We start from the raw sequence: 22,550 nt of genomic DNA, 5'->3' as shown, positions 1-22,550 counted from the left end.
ATATCGCGTTGTCATTATGTGGCGCATCCATGAAGGTCCTTTCTCAGGTCCGCTTATGGGAGGAGTTCTGCCCTTGATCAGTCTTTTGGCCAGTTTTGTGGTCGCCGCCAGCACGGCCACGACGTCGGCGCCTGCGGGCCTTTCGGGCCTTGATACCGTCGCGTGCGAAGGCGAAGGCGACGCCCGTCGTCTGGCGCGGCAAAACGCCATCACCCAGCTTCTGGCGCGTTATCCGATCGTTATGGATGTCGCCGATTTCAGCGCACCGCCCGTGCCGCTGGCGCAGCGCGTGGCGCAGGCTTGCGCCGACGAAGCCTGCCAAACCGACGGTAGTCTGGCGGCGCTCAACCGCGCCGTCGCCGCCATGCTGGCGACGCGCGATGATGGCCGTCTGCATCTGAGCTGGGCCGGTCAGGGAGCGGAGCCCGCCACACGCCCCGAGCAGATCGCCGCTTTCTTTGACCTGTCACGCGATACCTACGTCCTGCAATGCCGGACGCCGCCACCGCCGCCGCCCGTTATCGCCACGGCGCCCGCTGTTCCGGAGGTCGCGCCAGAGGTCATGCCAAAGGAAAAGACCGGCCTGCGCCGCGTCGTTTCACACTGGCGAATCGCCTCGAGTGTCAACGAGACGGAGAAGAACGACTACACCAGCCGCGATCCGGCCCGCCTGTCTTATGTCGATAACGCCTCTGACAGCGCGCCGGTGATTTCGGCCAAGGGGGTGATCGCCGCACCGGCCATCCTGACCTGGGGCGATCAGAAGGTGGCCACCGAAGGCTTCGGCGATATCCGTCCCTTCGTCGGCTATGAACGCATTTCGAGCCTCTATATCGGCAATGAGGTCAACAATCTCGACATCGGCCTGCGCGGCCACTTCCGCTTTGCCCGCGACGACGGGAAGGAGGCCTATATCGGCGGCCTGACCGCGGCCTACGAGACCGACGACCGCCTGCAATCCTCCCTCACCCGCTTCGAGGCTTCGCTCGGCCTGCCGCTCAAGGCCTGGACCGACCGCACCTTCCCAGGCAATGCGTCGGCTGAATGTGTACTCTGCCAGACGGCCAACATGACCCTCGTCAGCGATTATGTCGATGTCAGCGATCCCGGCGCCAAGCTGGCTCTGCTGTATCTGCCGCAATATGCCCGCCTTGGTTTCGACGCGAGCTGGGATGTCCGCCTCAACCGCGGCAAGGATAAGCCCGGCTTTGGCCTCAACCTGCAATACAGCCGCCGTGATGATCTGAGCCACGAAGGCGCCACCGCCACCCGCCTGATCTCGCGCGCCGCCTATTACCCGACGCCGAAGAGCCACTATGTCTTCGCGCTCGAATACGACAAGGGCAAGGATCTGACCTCGCTCAGCGCCATCGACCGCTGGATGCTCACCTGGGGCTACCGGCAGTAACGCCACTTCATCCTCCCCTGATGTATCGGGGAGGTGAAAAAGTGACTCTTCATACCCTAGCAATTTACTCGGTTTTGCCCTATTTAGCGGCTTTATGCGCTCAGAGGCCGCGCAGGCTCCTCGCAAAAGCTCGGACGGGCACTTGCCCTTGCCGGGATGCGACGAGCTATCATCACATCCGGAAACCATGACCGTCTGCGCAGTTCCCCTTATCCAATCGGCTGATCTTGATGCCGCCATCGAAGCCACCCGCAAGAGCGTGGGGCTGCCGCAGGGCGCGCGCGTGGTCGCCGCCATGTCGGGCGGGGTCGATTCCACCGTGGTCGCCGCCCTGCTGCATCAGGCCGGCTACGAAGTCATCGGAGTCACGCTCCAGCTTTACGATCATGGCGCTGCGTTGAAAAAGACCGGCGCCTGCTGTGCTGGCCAGGATATCCACGACGCCCGCATGGCCGCCGAAAAGATCGGTATCGCCCACTACGTGCTCGATTATGAAAGCCGTTTCCGCGACTCGGTGATCGAGGAATTCGCCGACAGCTATCTGCGCGGCGAAACCCCGGTGCCGTGCATCCGCTGCAATCAAAGCGTCAAGTTCCATGATCTGCTCGATGTCGCCCGCGATCTCGGTGCCCTTGCCATGGCCACCGGTCACTATGTCGAGCGCTCCGAGGAGGGCCAGTTGCGCCGCGCCGCCGATCAATCCCGCGACCAAAGCTACTTCCTTTTCGCCACGACGCGGGCGCAGCTCGATTTTCTGCGTTTTCCGCTGGCCGGTATCCCGAAGCCGCAGGTCCGCGATATCGCCGTGCAACTTGGGCTGAAAATCGCCCACAAGCCGGACAGCCAGGACATCTGCTTCGTGCCGGAAGGCAAGTACACCACCCTGATCGACCGCCTGCGGCCGCAAGGGCGAGAAAAGGGCGATATCCGCCATATCGATGGCAGGGTGCTGGGTCAGCATGACGGCATCACCGGCTACACCATCGGCCAGCGCCGCGGCCTGAATATCGCCGTCGGTGAGCCCCTGTTCGTCACCCGCATCGACGCCGACGCCCGCGAAGTGATCGTAGGTCCGCGTGAGGCCCTCTTGACCCGCGCCCTGACCCTAAAAGAAACCAACTGGCTTGGTGATGAAAGCGAGTTGCTTGATGCCGCCCGCGCGCACAAGCCGGTGCTGGCGCGTGTGCGCTCGACCCGCCCGCCGGTACTGGCCCGTCTGGTCGTTGCTGAGGACCGCATCGAGGTCGAGTTTGATGGCGCCGAAGAGGGCGTGGCGCCCGGTCAGGCCTGTGTGCTGTATGATGTCGCCGATGACGGCCGCGTGCTGGGCGGCGGTTTTATCGCCAGCACCCGCGCCTTCTAGAGGTACGGCCTCAGTATACCGTCGCGCAATTCACGCGCTGCGGGAAAAAGTGCGGGTATCGCCTTCGCCCCTCAGGCGTAAAACTTGCGTCCGTTAGCAAATTCTGCTAGCCTCAATCTCTGTAAAATAAGGCGCTTGCGCACCGTCTGTGGATAAAAGCCCGACAATTTACCTCATCCATTAATGCCAAATTAACCCCGCACTGGGAAATTACTGCCTAGTGAGGCAGGTGGCGCGTCGGAACAAGGCGCGCCACCCGCCGTTAAGGTGATGGGGCGTCGGCGCGTGGATTCATTTTTTGCAGGTTTACAGAAGTTCGGCGTCGGCCGGCTGACGGCTATTCTGGGCGCCGCCGCTGGCGCGGCCGCCGTGATGGCGGCCATCATTCTGAACATCTCGGCCCAGCCGCAATCGCTGCTCTACTCGAATCTCGACCTCAAAGAGGCTGCGCAAGTCACCCAGGCGCTCGACCAGGCCGGCGTGAAGTACGAGGTCAAGGGCGATGGCTCGACCATCATGGTCGACCGCGACAAGGTGGCTTCCACCCGCCTTTTGGTATCCGGCAAGGGGCTGGTAACCAGCGGTTCAGTCGGTTACGAGCTGTTCGACACCGCGCCGGTGCTGGGCCAGACCGAATCCGTGCAAAACCTTAACAACAAGCGCGCCCTCGAAGGCGAACTGGCCCGAACCATCAGTTCGCTCAAAGGTATTTCCTCGACGCGCGTCCATCTGGTCATGCCTGATCGCGCCCTGTTCAGCGATACCGCCCAGTCGCCGACCGCTTCGGTGGTGGTGGGCCTGTCCGGTTCCGACCTTGGCCCCGATCAGATCCGCGCCATCCGTAATCTGGTGGCCAGCGCCGTACCCAATCTGAAGCCTGACAACGTCACCCTGGTCGATGACCGCAACCACCTGCTGGCGGCCGGAGGTGAGGGCGAAGACAGCCTGAACGGCATGGGCTCGGCGCGCAAGAGCGAGGTCGAGGACACGCTGCGCAAGCGCATCACCGATATCGTCGAAGGCGTCGTCGGGCAAGGCGCCGCGCGCGTCACCGTCACCGCCGACCTCGACCAGACCTCAACGACGAAAGAGCAGGTCGAATACAATCCTGATGGCCAGGTCGTGCGCTCCAGCCGCACCGATGAAGGCAACGAGCAGACGTCCGATCCCAATTCGGCCGGCGCCACCACGGCCTCGGCCAATATCCCCAATGGCACCCAGCAGGCGCCGTCGCTCAGCACCGCCGGCAATTCGAGCAAGACGAACTCGGAAGTTACCAATTACGAAATCTCGACCACCAAGACGACCTCGGTCACCACACCGGGCGAGGTCAAGAAACTGGCCGTGGCCGTCGTGGTTGATGGTGTGCTGACGCCCTCCAAGGACGGCAAGGCGCCGCCGGCCTATGCGCCGCGTTCGGCCGAGGACATGCAGAAGATCGAGGAACTGGTGCGCGCCGCCGTCGGCATCACCGATACGCGCGGCGATCAGATCAAGGTGACCAATATCCGGTTCAACCACGGCGCGCTCGATGTCGCCGGCACTGAGGCCAAGGCGTCGATGTTCGATTTCGACAAGAACGACATCATGCGTGCCGCTGAAGTCGGCGTGCTCCTGCTCGTGGCGCTCCTCGTCATCTTCCTGGTGGCGCGTCCGCTGGTCAAGTTCATTAACGGCACACCCAACTATCTGGTGGCGGCCAATGGCGGCATGGTGGCCGGTCCGGGCGGCATGGCACTGGCCGGCGCCGGCGGAACGCCCGGTGTGGCCGGGCCGGATGGTAATTTCCCGCAGATCGCCGGCGGCAGCGGTGGTGGCATGGTGCCTTCGGTCACCGAGACTTCGGGCATCGATATCGCCCGCATCGAAGGTCAGGTGAAAGCCTCCTCGGTCAAGAAGGTGTCGGAATTTGTCGATCGCCACCCGGAAGAGTCGGTGTCGATCCTGCGTAGTTGGTTGCACGATAGCTAAATGGCCAAGAGTAAAAACACCATCGATGATCCGAAGCGCCTCAGCGGGGTAGAAAAAGCCGCGGTCGTGTTACTGGCCCTGGGCGAGGATCACCTCCAGCTCTGGCAGGCGCTGGATGAGGAAGAGATCAAGGAAATTTCCCAGGCCATGTCGGCGCTCGGCACGGTGTCGTCGAACGTGGTCGAAGACCTGCTGATCGAGTTCGTATCCGGCATGAGCAATTCCGGCACCATCATGGGCTCGTTCGAGCAGACCCAGCGCCTGCTTGGCAACTTCCTGCCGGCCGACAAGGTCGAGGCCCTGATGGAAGAAATCCGCGGCCCGGCCGGCCGCACCATGTGGGACAAGCTCGGCAACGTCAACGAGGCGGTGCTGGCCAACTACCTGAAGAACGAATATCCGCAGACCGTCGCCGTCGTCCTGTCCAAGATCAAGGCCGATCACGCCGCCCGCGTGCTGTCGTCACTGCCGGAAGATTTCGCGCTCGAATGCGTGCAGCGCATGTTGCGCATGGAGCCGGTGCAGCGCGAAATCCTCGACAAGATCGAGCAGACCCTGCGCGTCGAATTCATGTCGAACCTGGCGCGCACCTCCAAGCGCGACTCGCACGAACTGATGGCCGAAATCTTCAACAATTTCGACCGCCAGACCGAGAGCCGCTTCGTGGCGGCGCTGGAAGAGCGCAACCGCGAATCCGCCGAACGCATCCGCGCCCTGATGTTCGTCTTCGAGGACTTGAACAAGCTCGATCCGGGCGGGGTCCAGACCCTGCTGCGCGCGGTCGAAAAGGATCAACTGGCCTTGGCGCTCAAGGGCTCTTCGGACGGCCTGCGAGATATGTTCATGTCCAACATGTCGGAACGCGCCGCCAAGATCATGCGCGACGATATGGACTCGATGGGGCCGGTGCGCCTCAAGGATGTCGATACGGCGCAGATGGCCATGGTGCAGGTCGCCAAGGATCTGGCTGCCAAGGGCGAAATCATGCTGGCCGGTCAAGGGGGCGATGATGAGCTTATTTATTAAGGGTTTTTGTAAGCAAGATACCCCACCACCAGGCGCTTCGCTCATGGTCCGCACGATGCGCGTCAGCGCTAGATGCGGTGGTGGGGTATCTTACTTGCTTTCAGGAGCCTGCGCATGACCCAAACCGTTCACAAGCGCTTCGAGTTCGGCACCGTCTTTGGCGACACAGGCAACATCGTCTCCAGACCCGCGCCGGCGGCCAAGAAGTTCTTCACCCCCGAAGAGGTCGAGGAGGTCCGCAAGGCCGCCCATGCCGCCGGTGAGAACTCGGCCATGGCGCGCGCCCAGATGGCGCAGTCCGCCGCCCTGCAAGCCCTGGCCGACGCCGCGCAGCAAGGGCTCGGCGCCCTGACCGACTCGATCCACGCCAACAAGGAAGCCGGCGTCAAACTGGCCCTGGTCTGCGCGCAGAAGATCGCCGCCGAAGCGCTGGAGCTTTTCCCGCAGGCGCCCTTGATGGCCGCGCTCGATGCGCTCGGTCAGGAAATCGAACAGACGACGCGGCTGGTGCTCCACGTCAGCAACCCGAGCGACGAGCTCAAAGCCGCCGCTCAGGAAGCCGCCATGATGGCTGGCTTCACCGGCGCCATCCAGTTCCGCGACAACCCCTCGATGCCCACGGGCGCCTTCGAGGTGGTGTGGAGCGATGGCCGCGCCGACTACAATCCGCAGCACGTTTTCGATGTGCTCGAACAAGCCCTGGCCGAGGCGATGGACGCCGAGGTCTTCCACAATTCCCGCGCCCGTGATCATGACGGGCATTAGACAGACGTTTCGCGCTACAGCGCAGGTAAGGAGGCCAACAGATGGCCGAAAATGATTTAGGTTTGGAAGATTTCGGCGAGAACATGCCGGGACATACGATCGAGGACGAGGGCGATAAGTCCGCCGCCGATCTCGCCCCCGTATTTGATGTTCCGGTCAATATTTCGGCCGTGCTGGGCAAGAGCTACATGTCGGTGTCGCAGTTGTTGAAACTGGGGCAGGGCAGCGTGCTCGAACTCGACCGAAAGGTTGGGGAAGCCATTGATATTTATGTGAATAACCGCCTTGTCGCGCGTGGCGAAGTGGTGGTGGTCGATGATCGTCTGGGTGTGACCATGACGGAAATCATCAAGTCCGAAGACGCAGGGAACTAGTCAGATGAGATTACTCGTTGTTGGAAAATTGAGCGGGCAGCTCTCGGTCGCGGTCAAGATGGCGATGGAAACCGGCGCCAAGGTGGCGCATGTCGAGACCTGCACCGCCGCCACCGCAGCACTTCTGAAAGGTCAGGGCGCCGATCTTTTGATGGTCGATTACGAACTCGATATCAAATCGCTGATCGAGGCCAACGAGCGCGAGCATATCTTCGTCACGGTCGTCGCCTGCGGCGTGAATCCCGATCCGCGCAAGGCCGCCTTCGCCATCAATCAGGGCGCCAAAGAGTTTATCCCCCTGCCGCCCGATGCCGAGCTGATCGCCGCCGTCCTGGCTGCCGTTTCCGACGACGCGCGCCCGCTCGTCACCGTCGATCCGTCGATGCAGGCGGTGCTGAAACTGGCCGATCAGGTGGCGGCCTCCGATGCCTCCATCCTGATCACCGGTGAGAGCGGTGTCGGTAAGGAAGTGATGGCGCGCTACCTGCACGAAAAGTCGAAGCGCGCGCAAAAGCCGTTCATTTCGGTCAACTGCGCCGCCATCCCCGATAACCTGCTCGAATCCGAACTGTTCGGCCACGAGAAGGGCGCTTTCACCGGCGCTATGGCGCGCCGCATCGGTAAGTTCGAAGAGGCCGATGGCGGCACGCTACTGCTCGATGAAATCTCGGAAATGGATACCCGCCTGCAAGCCAAGCTGCTGCGCGCCTTGCAGGAACGCGTCATCGATCGCGTCGGCGGCGCGCGCCCCGTGCCGGTCAATATCCGCGTGCTGGCCACCTCCAACCGTAATCTGGTGCAGGCCGTGAAAGAGGGCGCCTTCCGCGAGGATCTGCTCTATCGCCTCAACGTCATCAACCTGGCCCTGCCGCCTCTGCGTGAACGGCCGGCTGATATTCTGGCGCTCTCCGAGCACTTCGCCAAGAAATACTCCGAGGCCAACGCCATCGCGCTGAAGCCGATCTCGCTCGAAGCCAAGCGCCGTTTGCAGGCCCATCCGTGGCCGGGCAATGTGCGTGAGCTGGAAAACGCCATGCACCGCGCCGTGCTGCTGTCGTCGGGGTCTGAAATCGACGCCGAGGCCATTCGTTTGCCCGATGGCCAGCCGCTCAATCCGGTGGCCCCGATCGGTTCGGACTATGTCGGCCGCATCTCTCTGGCGGCGGAATCGGCCGCGCGCACTTTTGTCGGCTCCACGGTCGCCGAGGTCGAGCAAAAGCTGATCCTCGATACGCTGAGCCACTGCTTTGGCAACCGCACCCACGCCGCCAATATCCTCGGTATTTCGATCCGCACCCTGCGCAACAAGCTGAAAGAATATGGCGACGCCGGCGTGATGGTGCCCGCCCCGCAGAGCGGTGCCAACGCGGCGTAAGCAAATTGATCCTCCCCTGCGAAACAGGGGAGGATGAAGTTAGCTCGACTTTTCTCTGCGCAAGCTCTCAACCAGCAGGGCCGCTAAAGCCCCCGCCACATAGGCCGCCAGATCCTTCACATCGAAATAGCCGCCAAGGATAAAACCGGCGACGCGATTGCCGCGCAGACCAAGCCGGTCGATCAGATGGAACATCTGGCCGAATTCGATGGCGAAGGCGAACACCAGCGCACCGGCCAGGGCCTGAAGCACCGACATAGGCGTCACCGCGCGCAAACTTAAGTAAACCAGAATGACCGCGAGGCTGTCGCCGATATAGGGACGGATCACCGCGTCATGCACGTACAGTGCGATGCCGATTTCGGTGACGAAAACGACCAGCGCCGCCAGCGCGTAAGGAAGACGCAAGCGCACTATGGCCCCACCGTCGCCGCGCCGGTCTGACGATAGACCACACCACCCTTCATGACGAAATCGACCTGCGCAAACTGCGCCGGATCAGCCAGCGGATCGCCTTTGGTGGCGACGATATCGGCATAATGCCCGGTTTGGATCGCACCGATATCCGGGCTGCCGATCAGGTCGGCGGCATTGCGCGTGGCGGCGAAGAGGGCGTCCGCCGGCTTCATGCCTTCGCTGATCATCAGGCCGAATTCCATGGCGTGATCGCCTTCGCCGAGATCGGTGCCATAGGCGATCTTCACGCCCGATTTGAGGGCGCGCGGGAAGTTCTGTTTCGGCAGCAGATCGTTGGCCAGTTCCTTTTCCGCCGTGCCGGGCGTTAGCAGTTCCGGATGATCGTGCGCCACGCGGTAAAACACCTCGTAGACCGTCAGGGTCGGCACGAGATATGTGCCGTGCGCCTTCATCTTGGCAAAGGTCTGGTCGGTGGCGAAGGAGCCGTGCTCGACCGAATCGACCCCGGCGTCAACGGCGGCCTCGATGGCGCCGGCGGGGTAGATATGGGCGGCGACTTTCATGCCGAGTGCGTGGGCGGTGGTCACCACGGTTCGCATTTCATCATCGGTCATCAGTTGCTGGCGCGGATCGTCACCGGTCGAGGCGATGCCGCCTGACGGCATGATCTTGACGAGGTCGGCGCCGCGGCGCTTGTGTTCGCGCACCCGTATGCGCGCCTGATCGACCGTATCGACGATGCCATTGTCCCAGCCGGGATGGCTGAGCGCCGGATCAAGCCCGCTGCGGCCATCGCCATGACCGGCGGTGGGGCCGAGCGGTTCCAGCGCCACCCACAGGCGCGGGCCGGAAATCTTGCCGGCCTCGATGGCGTTTCTCACCGCCACCGTGTCATCGCCGCCGCCGACATCGCGCGCACTGGTGAAGCCCTGCTGCAGCATCTGGCGGCTGTAGAGCGCGCCATCGAAGGCGCGGTCGATATCGGAATGGGTGAAGGCGTATTCGGTCGCGTTGGTGCGGCTGGGCAGGTTGGCGGCGATGTGGACGTGGCAGTCGATAAAGCCGGGCATGACCGTCTGCGTCGTCATGTCGATGACCTCGGCGCCGGCGTGTGTTATGTAGCCTGCTTTGATGCCGGTGATGCGGTCATCGTGGATCAGGATCGACACCTGCTTCTGCGGCGTGGCCGAGACGCCATCGAGCAGGGTGCCGGCGTGGATCACAATATCCTTCGCGGACGCGCTTCCCGCGAGCGCCATCATCAGAGCGAGCGTCGCCACACCATATTTTATTGTCATATTCATCCCCTTCCACACACAAAGTCAGGTGAGGCTATGCCGCCCTCAGGTTTCTGACAAGGTGTTATGGCAATAAACGCAAAGACACCTATCTTGGCAGGCATGACAGTTTTTATCGATGACATGTACAGGTACGCGATCGGCCAGTTTCGCGGTATGCAGATGTCGCATATGATCGCCGATACCGACGCTGAGCTACACGCCCTGGCGACCCTTATCGGCATGAAACACGAATGGTATCAGGGCGATCATTACGATGTGCCCGTGGCGCGTCGCGATCAGGCCTTGGTATTCGGCGCTGTGGCTGTGACCTGGCGCCAGTGCGGGGCGATGCGCCGCCGCCGGCAGGTCGAAGGCCGGTGTGGCGCGCCGGAAGAGGCTGTGCGCTGGTATGCCGGCTGGCGGCGTGCGCAAAAGATTTCAACAGGAGAGACCTGAAATGACCGCCTATGTCATCTTGATCCGCGACCGGATCACCAACCCCGAAGAAATGGCCATCTATGCCGAGATGGCCAAAAAGGCGCGTGGCGACCATCCACCGCGTCCGTTGGCTTTTTACGGGGATAAGGTGGCTTTGGAAGGCCCCGAGGCCGATGGCATCGTTATCCTGGAATTCGACGATATGGATCATGCCCGCAAATGGCACAGCTCACCGGCCTATCAGGCGGCGATGCAGCACCGCCATCTGGGCGCCGACTACCGCGTCCTGCTGGTCGATGGCGTCAAGCCGGCTTAAGGACTATACTTATCTAGGTTGCGTCGGGCGAGTGCATATGGACAGAATTGCTCTTTCTCCTCCTCCCTACGCAGTGGGGAGGAGAACGTTGCTGTGGCCTTCCAGTCCCAGCAAATAAGCCTTCGCTTCAAGGCCGCCGGCGAAGCCCGTCAGCTTGCCATTGCCGCCGATAACGCGGTGGCAGGGCGCAATGATCGAGATCGGATTCTTGCCGTTGGCGGCCCCGACCGCACGCGAGGCGGAGGGTTTGCCGAGTTGTGCCGCCAGTTGGCCATAGGTGCGGGTTTCGCCGAACGGGATCGCCAGCAGGGCCTGCCAGACCTGTTTCTGGAAGTCGGTGCCGTTGAAGGCCAGCGGCAGGGAAAAGATCGTGCGCCGGCCGGCGAAATAGTCATCCAGTTGCTGCGCGGTTTCCCGCAGGATCGTGTGGTTGGCATCTTCCGCAGTCTCGCCGAGGCGCACGCGATTGGGATCGTCGTTTTCCCATAGAATGGCCATCAGACCGTGTTGGCTGGCCACCAGCTTGAGCCGGCCGACAGGCGAGGAATAATGCAGATGGGCGATGGTCGTCATAGGGGGCTTTAGTCTCAGATTTCCAGGCAGGCGAGATATTTTATGGCAGCAAGCAGACGTAAAAGTAAGACGCCCCACCACCGCATCTGGCGCTGACGCGCATCGTGCGGTTCCCCTCCCCATCAGAGATGGGGAGGTATAAGGCTTTCTTATTGTCCCCATTTGCGGCCTGTGAGCTATCAAATCTCCCTAGCTCTTAACACACCTATTAACCACTTCTTCACCAGACAGAGGGTAATTTTTGCCTAGTTCCGGCGGGCGGAGCTATGCCCAGACGGCAGTGCGTTTTAGTATCCGGAGCGTCTCTTGGCCACTGCAGCGGCAGCGATTCCTATTCCCTTCAAGGCCAGTGAGATCTTTGGCTGGCTGAAGCGTGGTGAAGTGGTGATGGCGCTCGGCGTCATCCTGATCATCGTCTTCCTGATCATCCCGATTCCCAGCATGTTGCTCGATGTTCTGCTGTCGCTGTCGATCATGACCGCCATCCTGATCCTGATGACCGCCCTGCTGATCAAGAAGCCGCTCGAATTTTCGGCCTTCCCGACCGTCCTGCTTGTCACCACCATGTTCCGCCTGTCGCTGAACGTGGCCTCGACGCGCCTGATCCTCAACCATGGTCACGAAGGTGAGGCCGCCGCCGGCGCCACCATCAAGGCCTTCGGTAATCTGCTGATGCAGGGCAATTTCATCATCGGGCTGGTGCTGTTCGCCATCTTCATCCTGATCAACTTCGTGGTCATCACCAAGGGTTCGGGCCGCATCGCCGAAGTGGCGGCGCGCTTCACCCTCGATTCGATGCCGGGCAAGCAGATGGCCATCGACGCCGACCTGTCGTCCGGCCTGATCGATGTCGATACCGCCAAGCTGCGGCGCAAGGAGGTCGAACAGGAGTCGGGCTTCTTCGGCGCCATGGACGGTGCCTCGAAGTTCGTGCGCGGCGATGCCGTGGCCGGTCTCGTCATCACCGCGATCAATATCGTCGGCGGTATCCTGATCGGCATGTTCAGCCACCAGCTTCCGATCGGTGAAGCCGCCAGCAAATATATCGAACTGACGGTCGGCGACGGCCTGGTGACGCAGATCCCCGCCCTGATCATCTCGATGGCCGCCGGTTTCCTGGTGTCGAAGGCCGGCGTCGATGGTTCGGCCGACAAGGCGCTTGTGGCGCAACTGGCCACCAATCCGGTCGCGCTCGGCATGGTCTCGGCCGCCGCCGGCGTGCTCGGTCTGGTGCCTGGCATGCCGATCATCCCCTTCGCCGTCATTTCGCTGGCTGCGGGCGCCCTGGCCTGGAAGATCGGCCGCGCCCCGCTGCCGCCCACGGCCGCGCAGGTCGCCGCCATGACGCCGGTCGAGCCGGTCGATGAGCCAATCTCGGCAGCGCTGGCCATTGATGACGTCAAGATCGAGCTGGGCCTTGGCCTGCTCGGCCTGATCAACGATCTCGACGGCCGCAAGCTGACCGACCAGATCAAGGCGCTGCGCCGCACCCTGGCGCAGGAGTATGGCTTCATCATGCCGTCGGTGCGTATCCTCGATAACATGCGACTCAATAATCAGGGCTATGCCGTCCGCATCAAGGAAATGGAAGCCGGTGAGGGCGAGGTCCGCATTGGCTCGCTGATGGCCATGGACCCGACCGGCCGTCAGGTCGAGCTGCCGGGCGAGCACATGAAGGAGCCGGCGTTTGGTTTGCCGGCCACCTGGATCGACAATGCCCTGCGCGAGGAGGCCACCTTCCTCGGCTACACCATCGTCGATCCGGCCACGGTCATCACCACCCACCTGACCGAAATCCTCAAGGACAATATGGCCGACCTGCTCAGCTATTCGGAGCTGTCGAAGCTGCTGCGCGACCTGCCGTCCGATGAGAAGAAGCTGGTCGATGATCTGATCCCGCAGGTGGTCTCGACCGCCACCCTGCAACGCGTGCTTCAGGCCCTGCTGAAGGAGCGCGTGTCGATCCGCGATCTGCCGGCGATTCTGGAAGCCCTCGGCGAAGCGGCCGGCCACACCAAGTCGATCACCCAGATGGTCGAGCACGTTCGCTCGCGGCTGGCGCGGCAACTGTGCTGGCAGAACCGTTCGGATGATGGCAGCTTGCCGATCGTCACCCTGTCGCACGACTGGGAAAACGCCTTCTCGTCATCATTGGTGGGGCAGGGCGAGGACCGCCAGCTCACCATGGCGCCGTCGGCCTTGCAGGAGTTCATCCGTGGTGTGCGCGATACCTTTGAGCGCGTATCGATGAATGGCGAAGTGGCGGTGCTTTTGACCTCGCCCAATATCCGCCCGTTCGTGCGCTCGATCATCGAACGCTTCCGCGCCAACACGGTGGTGATGAGCCAGAACGAAATCCACCCGAAGGTGAAGCTCAAGACCGTGGGGCAGGTTTAGCGGCTTGCTCTTAACCACGCCTGCCAAGAAGCACTTGACAACATAGGCCTAAACGCCTTTTAGCTAGGGCACGGAGCGCGAAATTCGTCCATCGGGCGAGTCTTTTTCGGGGAAGTGCCATGAAGCGTATCATCAGACAGGTATTCGGCACCACGCGCCCCAAGGAAATCTGGGGCGACCTGCTGACCTTCGAACGTCTGGTCACCAAGCCTATCGTCCATATCGTCTACTGGGTTGGCCTGGGCCTGCTCATCATCGCCGCTTTCGCCGTGGCGGGTATCACGGTCGGCACGGTGATCAAGGAAGGCCTGCCCTGGGGCGTGCTGCTGGCCCTGCCGTTTTTCATCGTCGGCATGCTGTCGATTCTGGTCGGTGTGCTTTTGTGGCGGGGTTTTTGCGAATTCTATCTGGCGGTCATGAGCATCGCCGACGATCTGCGCCATCTGCGCCAGTATCAGGAAAAGCTCGTCCAGCCCGAGCCGCGCGCCTATGCGGCGTCGGAAACGCCTGAGGCGGCGGCACCGGAAGCGGCAGCACCGGTGGCTGATGCGCCGTCACCGACCGTCAGCGATCCGGAAAAGAACCTGCTCGAAGACCCGTTCTTCCGTCCACGTTTTGAAAAGCGCGAGTTTTAAAGTCTTTATCCTCCCCTGTAGCGAAGAGTTCGGGGGAGGTGTCAGCGCGAAGTCCGAAGGGCTGGCATCGCTGACGGAGGGGGCGACTTCGAAGTAAATAATATGCCCCCTCCGTCGCCGACTACGCGGCGACACCTCCCCCGCTTCGCAAGGGAGGATAAGGCTTACTTCACTGCGTTCACAAACGCCTGCGCCAGCGGTTTCGGACGCCCCAGGCGATCAAACAGCACCGGCTCGTCCGGTATCAGCGACTTCCCACCCTGTGGTGTATTCAGCCACGAATCGGAATCGCGCAAGGCCCACATCGTCAGGCCGTAGCGCTGGTTGGCCGGCACATCTTGATAGGCCTCCAGCAGTTCATTCAGCGTCCGCACCTGATCGATGCGCGGTTGCGCCACAGGCGTAGGATGATCTTCGCGCAAGGAGATATCCAGCTCGGAAATATGCACTTTCAAACCCAGTGAAGCGATATCGGCGATCGCGCTCCTGATCAAACCAGGCGTGATCCCGGCGTCGATATGGGTCTGGGTGCCGATGCCGTGCAGCGGGGCGCCGTTCTTCAGTAGGGTCTCGATCAGCTTCAGGAAGGTGGCGCGCTTTTTCGGCGTCAGTTCGAGATTGTAATCATTGATGAACAAAAGGGCCTGCGGATCGGCGCGGTGCGCCGCTTCCAGCGCCAGACCGATATAATCGTCACCCAGCACCTTTTGCCACAGACACGGACGCAAACCGCGGCCGTCGTTCCAGATGGGCTCATTGACCACATCCCAGCTTGGAATAACCCCCTTGTAGCGTCCCATCACGCCGGCGATATAATCGACATAGGCGTTGAGAAAGGCGTCGGGCTTGGCGCTCAGCTTCTGGAAATATTCGCCGTCCTGCGCATACCAGATCAGGGTGTGGCCGTGCACGGTCATGCCGTTGCGCCGGGCGAAAGCGACCATTTTATCGGCGCGATCAAGCTTCAGTGAGCCGTCCGCTTGCAGGACGTACTCCATCTTCATTTCCCATTCCGCCGTCAGGCGCGAGAATTGCCGCGCTGCCAGGGCCGACCATGCGGGATCGGAGACCTTGGTGGCGCTGGTGGCGACGCCGAGGGGATAGGGGGTAACGGATTTGAGCGGCGGAATATCGCCATAGGCCGCCTCGGCATCGGCGGGCAGGCTCTGGCTCAGGGCCAGGGCCGCACCACCCGCCAGCACACCGCGACGATGCACGTTTAAGCCGGGCGCTTCATGCGCAGCGCCGCTTCGTCGAGCGCCGCGTCTTCCAGACGTTTGTCATTGGCGACGCGCTTGAGGTGGGTCACCTCGGCGACGTGTTCGAATTTCTTGAGGTCTTCAAAGGCCATGCCGAGTGAATCGCGCACGCCTTCTTCTTCCTGCACGATCAGATCGAGATCGCTCACCACGGCCTCGCGGCGCATCTGGAAGCCGCGCTTATAGGCGGTCAGGCTCTGCGACATCATCGGATCTTGCGAGGCGCGCACACATTCCAGCTCGTATTCAGCATCGAGCGTGGCCAGCTTCATTTCGGCGTGGGTGCGGCGGGTGACCACTTCGGCCAGGCGCTTTTGCAGGGTCTCGACCTCGAAGGTGGACAGACGGATTAGTGATTTTGCCCATTTGGTCATTTCGTTGCACTCCATTCCATTTTTACTTGGCGTTCAAGCGCCACGCAGGCTTTACGCGCAAACGTGCGCGGCGGCCGGTCGGCCTTGCCGAAAGCCATGCTTTCGGAGAACCGGTTACATGCTTCAGGCTGAGAGTCAGCCCCCACCGAGAATCTCTGCCAAAAGGGTAAAGGACTCGTCAAGAGGGGTGTATTCATCCTTATTCTGACGCAAAAATTGTTCGATATCAGGGTTGAGGATAATGGCGCGATCGACATCGGGATCGGCGCCGGAACGATAGGCGCCAATGCGAATCAATTCTTCCATGTTCGAGTAGCTGGCCATCACCTTGCGCGCCTGCCTGACGACCTCGCGTTCCGGTATCGACTGGCATTCCGGCATGGTCCGGCTGATCGATTTCAGCACGTCAATGGCGGGGAAGCGACCGCGTTCGGCGATGCTCCGGCTCATGACGATATGGCCGTCCAGAATACCGCGTACGGCATCGGCGATTGGTTCGTTATGATCGTCGCCATCGACCAGCACGGTGAACAGGCCGGTGATCGGCCCGCCTTGCGTGCCGTCTTCGCGCACCGGGCCGGGGCCGGCACGTTCGAGCAGTTTGGGCAATTCAGCGAAGCAGGTCGGGGTGTAGCCCTTGGTCGTCGGCGGCTCGCCGGTGGCCAGGCCGATCTCGCGCTGGGCCATGGCGAAGCGCGTCACCGAATCCATCAGGCACAGCACTTCCAGCCCCTGATCGCGCAGGAATTCCGATAAGGCCAGCGTCATATAGGCAGCCTGACGGCGCTTCAGCGCCGGCTCATCCGAGGTGGCGACCACGACAATGGCGCGTTTCAGGCCCTCGGGTCCGAGCGTTTCTTCAATAAATTCGCGCACTTCGCGGCCGCGTTCGCCGATCAGCCCCACCACGACGGCATCGCAGGTGGCCTCTCTAGCCAGCATCGACAGCAGCACCGACTTGCCGACGCCGGAGCCGGCGAAGACGCCGAGACGCTGACCGCGGCAACAGGTGGTGAAAACGTCCATGGCGCGGACGCCGAGATTAAGCCGCTCACCGACACGGGCGCGCTTGTGTGCCGACGGTGGGGCGGCCTTGAGCAGATAGCCTTCCTTGCCTTGCGGCAGGGGGCCGAATTCATCAATGGCCTGACCGAAACTATCGACGATGCGGCCGAGCCAGGCGGTGGTGGGGTAGACCTTGGCACCTTCGGCGGAAATGCGGATTTCCGCGCCGGGGGTCACGCCTTCGACCGGCCCGAACGGCATCATCAGCGCGCGGTCTTCACGGAAGCCGACGACTTCAACGGGCAGGGGGGTATCATGGCGACGGATGATCTCGCAGCGCGCCCCAACCTGCATGTAACTTAGGCCACCCTTGGCCTCGATCAACAGGCCATTGACCACCGCCACGCGCCCGTAAACGCGCAAGGGTTCGATATTTTTCACCATGTCGACGAGATCTTGCATGGCGGCGAGTATGGTAAATGAGAGCTTAAGAAAGGTTAACGGGCACGTTAAGAAAGCAAGAAACCCCAGCACCATTTTGCGAACGCTTCGCTTTTTGGGAGGTATAAGGATCTTGTACCCACCCGGCTTTAGTGGGGAGGGGGACCGACGCGCGTCAGCGCGTTGGTGGTGGGGTATCTTGCTTTCTACACGACTTGACCGCCTGCATTGCACCTGGTCTAAATGCGCAGGGGGATGGAATGCGCGCCTATTATACCGCTGACCGGACGAAATTTTTCAGTGACACGGATGCGCATATCATCTTGAACTGACCTTGCGCCATCGCCATGATCTTGAAGAGAACCAAAAAGGCGTGTGGTTGCAGCAGATCAATATCCTGCGTGGGGCCCTGAAAGACGCACCGGATTTCACCCTCTATTTCGAGTTCTCCATCCCGCGCATGGGCAAGCGCGCCGATGCCGTGGTGGTGATTGGCGACTGTATCTTCGTTATCGAGTTCAAGGTTGGCGGCGCCACCTTCGATCGCCACGCTATCGAGCAGGTCGAGGACTATGCGCTCGATCAGGTGGCAGCCCCCCTCTGTCTGGCGGTGACAGATCTCGGCGCGGTGATCCGCATGATCGCGGCTCATCACAAGACACCGTTCGATGCGAACCAATGGGCGGCCAGCGGTTATCGGCCAACGCCAACGATTATCGAAGCGGCGCGGGCGCTCTATGCCCGTCATGAGGTGGCCGATATCACCCGCTCGGACGCCGATGCCATTAATCTTGGCCGCACGCAGGATATCATCGCCGGCGTGATCGAGGGCGCCAAGGTTGGTCACCGTAAGGCGATCTGTTTCGTCACCGGCGTGCCGGGCGCCGGCAAAACTCTGGCGGGTTTGAATATCGCCGCCCAGCGCAGCGAAAGCCACGCCGACGAACATGCGGTATTTCTCTCCGGCAATGGCCCTTGGTCGATGTGCTGCGCGAGGCCCTGACTCGCGATCAGGCCAGCCGCACCGGCCAGTCGAAAGCCCATGTCGAACGCAAGGTGCGCACCTTTATCCAGAACATCCATAAGTTCCGCGATGAATATGTCCATACGACGGACGCGCCGGTCGAGCATGTGGTGGTGTTTGACGAGGCCCAGCGCGCCTGGACGAAACATCAGGCGTCGAAATTCATGCAGTCGAAACGCGGTGTCGCCGATTTCGACATGTCCGAGCCGGAATTCCTGCTCAGCGTCATGGACCGTCACGCCGACTGGTGCTCGGTGGTCTGCCTGATCGGCGGGGGCCAAGAGATCAATACCGGCGAGGCGGGCTTGTCTGAATGGATGGCGGCGATCCGCGATCGCTTCCCGCATTGGCAGGTCCACGCCTCGGCGCAGATCGTCCAGCCAGATTACGATCTGAACCGCGAGACGAAGCGTTTTATCGCCACCGAGCAGGTCAATATGCACGATGATCTGCATCTCGGCGTTTCAATGCGCTCCTTCCGCGCCGAAACCCTGTCGGACTTTATCTCTCACCTGCTCAACGGCGATGCGGCCTCGGCGCGTCAGGCGCACGAAAAGCTCGAAAGCTACCCTATCTTTCTGACGCGCGATCTGGCCGCTGCCCGGGCCTGGCTGCGCCATCAGGCGCGCGGGTCTGAGCGTTATGGTCTGGTGGCGTCATCGGGTGCGGCCGGAGGGTATCTATATCAAGGCGGCGATCGATCCGCCCAACTGGTTTCTGAATGATCGCAGCGATGTGCGCTCGTCCTTCTATCTGGAGGAGGTTGCCAGCGAATTCGACGTGCAGGGGCTGGAACTGGATTTCACCGGTGTGTGTTGGGACGCTGACTGGCGCTATGTCGACGATGGCTGGCAGGCGTGGAATTTCAAGGGCACGAAGTGGCAGAAGGTGAGCGCCGATATGCGCCGGCTCTATCTGAAAAATGCCTATCGCGTCCTGCTCACCCGCGCACGGCAGGGCATGGTGATCTTTGTGCCGCCGGGCGATGACGCCGATCCGACCCGCCCCAAAAGCTTCTATGATGAGACATGGGCGTTCCTGCAAAGCTGCGGTTTGCAAGCTTTAGGCGTATGATCTAATATTATTTGATCATAAAATAAACGTGTGAGGTTGCCATGCCGTCGATGAGTGTATCCCTGTCCGACAAGATGCGCGGCTTTATCAAATCGCGTGTTGAAGGCGGCGATTATCATAATGAGAGCGAATATATCCGAGATCTGGTGCGCCGCGATCAGGAGCGCCTGAAGCATGAGGATGCTTTGGAAGCCGAACTGGACGCTGCTGAAGCCAGCGGGATCAGTGATAGAACGCTGCCGGATATTATGAAAGCCGTCAAAGAAAGACTAAAAGCCAATGGCCGTCTATAAACTGGCCTAGGCGGCGGATATCAAGCTTGAACGGATCTATGAATATTCCCTGCTGAAATTTGGCGCTCAGCAAGCTGATGCCTACTATAAGGCTTTACACGAAACCTTTGATTTGCTTGCCGCCATGCCATTAATGGGGCGAGAGTTTCGCGGTCGTCGCCGTCATGAACATGCTGAACATATCATTTTTTATCGTCCCACCCGTGACGGCATCTTAATCGTTCAACTCTTGCATAAGAGTGAGAATGTGGCCTCAAAGATGAGGTAGGGGCGTTCCCAAAATATTGATCAGGCGGTTAGTGGCCTCTCATGCTATAATCCCAGTCCGAGGCGGGGTTTTTGAGGAGTCCTGACCATGTTCTTTATGAAAGATGCGGCGTCACAGGTATTGGATATCAATGTTGGCCGCGTGCTGGAGATGTTTCGCAGCGGCATTCTGGATCGTGAGCAGGCCCGCGAAGGGCTGACGCGCTATTTTGAAGGCGCCGCCCGCCACGATTCATCCGATCTGTCGGTTTATCTGACGCGCATCATCGAACGGGTCGATACCGGCGCGCTGGAACCCAAGGAAGCGCGGATGCGACTGGTCAAGGCGGCCCTGGCGTCGGAAAAGAACGATCTGCGCTATGCCGATATCCTCCACAGCATGGCCGAGACCGTTTAATCCCGTTGGAGTCCGCGCAATGTGCGATGCGGGCGTGAGATGCACAGCCGCCTCAATACCGCATTTTTATTTTCCGGACTCTTTCGTGCCCGGATTTCCTCTCAGTGTGTGATTCAAATGACTCACTCACTAAAAAGGACCGTGAAAATCCTGTGCATAAAGAGAATCGTTGACTCGCGACTCTTGTGCCCGATTCGCAAATCACCCTAGGCCTTTAGACTTAGTTTTAAACTGAGTTGTTAAGCTTAACGAATCTTAAGGGATTTCCTGTTTAGCATGAAGGTTAACGGTGTCCGCATATCGCGGCCGCTCTTTCGTTACCCACAAGCCGGGAGGGGCTTATATGCGCGTACTATTGATTGAAGACGACAGCGCGACAGCGCAAAGCATCGAGCTGATGCTGAAGTCGGAAGGCTTTAACGTCTATACGACCGATCTCGGCGAAGAGGGTATCGATCTCGGCAAGATCTACGATTACGATCTGATCCTGCTCGACCTGAGCCTGCCGGACATGTCCGGTCTGGAAGTGCTGCGCCAGTTGCGCGTCGGCAAGATCAACACCCCGATCATGATCCTGTCGGGCACGTCGGAAATCGACACCAAGGTCAAGACGCTCGGCTCCGGCGCTGACGACTACATGACCAAGCCTTTCCACAAGGACGAACTGATCGCGCGCATTCACGCCGTTGTCCGTCGTTCCAAGGGCCACGCCCAATCGGTTATCCGCACCGGCGACATCGTCGTCAACCTGGATGCCAAGACCGTTGAAGTTTCCGGCAACCGCGTCCACCTGACCGGCAAGGAATACGAAATGCTTGAGCTTCTGAGCCTGCGCAAGGGCACGACGCTCACCAAGGAAATGTTCCTCAACCACCTTTACGGCGGTATGGACGAGCCCGAACTGAAGATCATCGACGTGTTCATCTGCAAGCTGCGCAAGAAGCTGGCCGTGGCCGCCGATGGCAATCACTACATCGAAACCGTCTGGGGCCGTGGCTACGTGTTGCGCGATCCGCACGAACAAGGCTCGACGGTCGCCGCTTAATCCGCGCGCCGCGTCTTTACGAGTATCGAAAAAGCCTGCCGACCTCTCTCGGCAGGCTTTTTTTTGCGCTTTTCATGGCCCGCCATTTGGGGTCAGTTTTTATTATCAGTTCATTCACCCATTTCGTAAATTCAAGAATAAACAATAGGTGGTAGCCTGATTTTGTATCGAAGCCGCCAGTATGTCGCTGGCCGCTTCCTGCGCTGGGGCTGGCTATGACGACAGGTTTTCGCACATTCAACGTTCTCTTCCTTAGCGCGCATAATGCCGCGCGCTCCATCCTCGCCGAGGCGCTGCTCAACCGACTGGGCGCCGGCCGTTTTGAAGCGCGCTCGGCCGGTTTTGATCCGGCGCCGGACATCAGTCCTTACGCGCTGGCGCTGCTGAGCAAGATCAACTATCAGGCCGATCGCCTGTCCGCCAAGGCGATGCCGGCCGTGATCGGCGCAGAGGATCCCGGCTATGATTTTGTTATCCGCCTGTCGCCCGATCGCCGCACCCGCCAAGACGGGCAGCGTCGTATGCCGCAGTTCCTCGGCCAGCCGGTCATGATCGATTGGCACATGCCCGATCCGTCCGACATGATGGGCTCGTCCGGCGCCATCGCTGCTGCCTATTCCGATATTTTCAATCACCTGGCGGCACGCCTCGACGCCATGGCCAATTTGCCGATCGAGATGCTGGAAAGCGCCGGTATCACGCAGCGCCTCGAACGCATGGGCGGAGAGGCCTTACGCTTCGCCGCTTGATTTAGCTCGTCGGCCGTGAAAAATGCTCAATATATTGAATTATATTGATAAAATGGTGTTTTCATGTATATTGAATCGCAAGGTTTCGGCTGTTTTGCGCCAAAAGCTTGCGAAATCCTCCGTGGTTTTGATTTGGGATTTCCGGTTCTGAGTGGCCGTGCTTGTATGTGGTTCTGTTATCCGTGAGGGCCGTCCATGCTTCCCAAGCCGCCAGCCAAACCCAGTGGTGCTGACCTATTTCGCTCTGAGCTGGATCAGATCCTTGATCCTGACCATGAGTTGGT

Annotated in this window: 24 protein-coding genes and 1 pseudogene; 18 read left to right on the top strand and 7 right to left on the bottom strand. The window is 60.7% G+C overall.

Translation table 11 applies throughout. The features are described from left to right. Positions 1 to 73 precede the first annotated feature (73 nt). The 7 genes from B060_RS0103480 to flbD all read left to right on the top strand — a co-directional run bounded on the left by B060_RS0103480 (position 74) and on the right by flbD (position 8,282). A complete protein-coding gene (locus B060_RS0103480) occupies positions 74 to 1,408 on the top strand; it encodes a hypothetical protein (RefSeq protein ID WP_155847924.1) in 1,335 nt (444 codons plus the stop codon). A gap of 187 nt (positions 1,409 to 1,595) precedes the next feature. Next, positions 1,596 to 2,771: a tRNA 2-thiouridine(34) synthase MnmA gene (gene mnmA / locus B060_RS0103475; protein ID WP_018080361.1), complete on the top strand. Its 1,176-nt coding sequence runs from the start codon at positions 1,596 to 1,598 to the stop codon at positions 2,769 to 2,771. 270 nt (positions 2,772 to 3,041) lie between these two features. Continuing rightward, positions 3,042 to 4,742, top strand: a complete 1,701-nt coding sequence (gene fliF / locus B060_RS0103470) for a flagellar basal-body MS-ring/collar protein FliF (RefSeq protein ID WP_018080360.1) — start codon at positions 3,042 to 3,044, stop codon at positions 4,740 to 4,742. Next, positions 4,743 to 5,768, top strand: coding sequence for a flagellar motor switch protein FliG (gene fliG, locus B060_RS0103465; protein WP_018080359.1), 1,026 nt, complete (start codon positions 4,743 to 4,745; stop codon positions 5,766 to 5,768). It abuts the gene before it with no gap. A gap of 114 nt (positions 5,769 to 5,882) precedes the next feature. Further along, complete coding sequence (locus tag B060_RS0103460; protein ID WP_018080358.1) at positions 5,883 to 6,533, top strand: FliH/SctL family protein; 651 nt, start codon at positions 5,883 to 5,885, stop codon at positions 6,531 to 6,533. A gap of 41 nt (positions 6,534 to 6,574) precedes the next feature. Further along, positions 6,575 to 6,907, top strand: coding sequence for a flagellar motor switch protein FliN (gene fliN, locus B060_RS0103455; protein WP_018080357.1), 333 nt, complete (start codon positions 6,575 to 6,577; stop codon positions 6,905 to 6,907). 4 nt (positions 6,908 to 6,911) lie between these two features. Next, complete coding sequence (flbD, locus tag B060_RS0103450) at positions 6,912 to 8,282, top strand: sigma-54-dependent transcriptional regulator FlbD (RefSeq protein ID WP_026172563.1); 1,371 nt, start codon at positions 6,912 to 6,914, stop codon at positions 8,280 to 8,282. 39 nt (positions 8,283 to 8,321) lie between these two features. Here flbD and B060_RS0103445 read toward each other — a convergent pair whose 3' ends face one another. Next, the gene (locus B060_RS0103445) at positions 8,322 to 8,696 is read right to left on the bottom strand and encodes a ribosomal maturation YjgA family protein (RefSeq protein ID WP_018080355.1); all 375 of its coding nucleotides are present in this window, start codon (positions 8,694 to 8,696) and stop codon (positions 8,322 to 8,324) included. After that, on the bottom strand, positions 8,696 to 9,997 hold the full coding sequence (locus tag B060_RS0103440) for a metal-dependent hydrolase family protein (protein WP_026172562.1): 1,302 nt from the start codon (positions 9,995 to 9,997) through the stop codon (positions 8,696 to 8,698). Before B060_RS0103440 ends, B060_RS0103445 begins: the two co-directional genes overlap by 1 nt. Positions 9,998 to 10,099: 102 nt before the next feature. On the opposite strand from B060_RS0103440, the gene B060_RS0103435 reads away from it, so the two are divergent. Further along, entirely contained in the window at positions 10,100 to 10,435 is a 336-nt protein-coding gene (locus tag B060_RS0103435) for a DUF4031 domain-containing protein (protein WP_018080353.1), read from the top strand. 1 nt (position 10,436) lies between these two features. Continuing rightward, complete coding sequence (locus B060_RS0103430; protein WP_018080352.1) at positions 10,437 to 10,733, top strand: DUF1330 domain-containing protein; 297 nt, start codon at positions 10,437 to 10,439, stop codon at positions 10,731 to 10,733. Between the two features lie 66 nt (positions 10,734 to 10,799). Here B060_RS0103430 and B060_RS0103425 read toward each other — a convergent pair whose 3' ends face one another. Then, on the bottom strand, positions 10,800 to 11,306 hold the full coding sequence (locus tag B060_RS0103425) for a methylated-DNA--[protein]-cysteine S-methyltransferase (RefSeq protein ID WP_018080351.1): 507 nt from the start codon (positions 11,304 to 11,306) through the stop codon (positions 10,800 to 10,802). A 306-nt stretch (positions 11,307 to 11,612) separates the two neighbouring features. Here B060_RS0103425 and flhA point away from each other — a divergent pair, with 306 nt between their 5' ends. Together flhA and B060_RS0103415 are read left to right on the top strand one after the other, a co-directional pair. After that, on the top strand, positions 11,613 to 13,703 hold the full coding sequence (gene flhA, locus B060_RS0103420) for a flagellar biosynthesis protein FlhA (protein WP_018080350.1): 2,091 nt from the start codon (positions 11,613 to 11,615) through the stop codon (positions 13,701 to 13,703). Between the two features lie 119 nt (positions 13,704 to 13,822). Beyond that, positions 13,823 to 14,338 carry a DUF4282 domain-containing protein gene (locus tag B060_RS0103415; protein ID WP_018080349.1) on the top strand — a complete coding sequence of 172 codons (516 nt, stop codon included), beginning with the start codon at positions 13,823 to 13,825 and terminating at the stop codon, positions 14,336 to 14,338. A gap of 164 nt (positions 14,339 to 14,502) precedes the next feature. Here B060_RS0103415 and B060_RS23810 read toward each other — a convergent pair whose 3' ends face one another. From B060_RS23810 to fliI, 3 genes are all read right to left on the bottom strand, one after another. Continuing rightward, the gene (locus B060_RS23810; RefSeq protein WP_236621691.1) at positions 14,503 to 15,555 is read right to left on the bottom strand and encodes an endo-1,4-beta-xylanase; all 1,053 of its coding nucleotides are present in this window, start codon (positions 15,553 to 15,555) and stop codon (positions 14,503 to 14,505) included. A 2-nt stretch (positions 15,556 to 15,557) separates the two neighbouring features. Beyond that, a complete protein-coding gene (locus tag B060_RS0103405; RefSeq protein WP_026172561.1) occupies positions 15,558 to 15,971 on the bottom strand; it encodes a flagellar export protein FliJ in 414 nt (137 codons plus the stop codon). A gap of 135 nt (positions 15,972 to 16,106) precedes the next feature. Next, complete coding sequence (gene fliI / locus B060_RS0103400) at positions 16,107 to 17,438, bottom strand: flagellar protein export ATPase FliI (RefSeq protein ID WP_018080346.1); 1,332 nt, start codon at positions 17,436 to 17,438, stop codon at positions 16,107 to 16,109. A 439-nt stretch (positions 17,439 to 17,877) separates the two neighbouring features. Here fliI and B060_RS28395 point away from each other — a divergent pair. From B060_RS28395 to B060_RS0103375, 7 genes and pseudogenes are all read left to right on the top strand, one after another. Beyond that, positions 17,878 to 19,166: pseudogene (locus B060_RS28395) on the top strand (DNA/RNA helicase domain-containing protein). After that, on the top strand, positions 19,105 to 19,515 hold the full coding sequence (locus B060_RS27690; protein ID WP_018080345.1) for a DNA/RNA helicase domain-containing protein: 411 nt from the start codon (positions 19,105 to 19,107) through the stop codon (positions 19,513 to 19,515). The pseudogene B060_RS28395 and the gene B060_RS27690 overlap by 62 nt, the downstream one beginning before the upstream one ends. Before the next feature lie 41 nt (positions 19,516 to 19,556). Continuing rightward, complete coding sequence (locus tag B060_RS0103390; RefSeq protein ID WP_018080344.1) at positions 19,557 to 19,808, top strand: type II toxin-antitoxin system ParD family antitoxin; 252 nt, start codon at positions 19,557 to 19,559, stop codon at positions 19,806 to 19,808. Positions 19,809 to 19,827: 19 nt separating this feature from the next. Continuing rightward, entirely contained in the window at positions 19,828 to 20,076 is a 249-nt protein-coding gene (locus tag B060_RS28390; protein WP_081606788.1) for a type II toxin-antitoxin system RelE/ParE family toxin, read from the top strand. Positions 20,077 to 20,163: 87 nt separating this feature from the next. After that, entirely contained in the window at positions 20,164 to 20,472 is a 309-nt protein-coding gene (locus B060_RS0103385; RefSeq protein ID WP_018080343.1) for a hypothetical protein, read from the top strand. A gap of 343 nt (positions 20,473 to 20,815) precedes the next feature. Continuing rightward, positions 20,816 to 21,517, top strand: coding sequence for a response regulator transcription factor CtrA (gene ctrA, locus B060_RS0103380; RefSeq protein ID WP_023447480.1), 702 nt, complete (start codon positions 20,816 to 20,818; stop codon positions 21,515 to 21,517). A gap of 215 nt (positions 21,518 to 21,732) precedes the next feature. Beyond that, positions 21,733 to 22,266, top strand: a complete 534-nt coding sequence (locus tag B060_RS0103375; protein WP_018080341.1) for an arsenate reductase/protein-tyrosine-phosphatase family protein — start codon at positions 21,733 to 21,735, stop codon at positions 22,264 to 22,266. Positions 22,267 to 22,327: 61 nt separating this feature from the next. On the opposite strand, the gene B060_RS27685 is transcribed toward B060_RS0103375, so the two are convergent. Next, on the bottom strand, positions 22,328 to 22,550 hold a 223-nt coding region (locus B060_RS27685), incomplete at its 5' end, for a hypothetical protein (RefSeq protein WP_211210473.1).

The organism is Asticcacaulis benevestitus DSM 16100 = ATCC BAA-896 (assembly GCF_000376105.1).
Lineage (GTDB): Bacteria > Pseudomonadota > Alphaproteobacteria > Caulobacterales > Caulobacteraceae > Asticcacaulis > Asticcacaulis benevestitus.
This window is presented reverse-complemented; position numbering and strand designations above follow the sequence as displayed.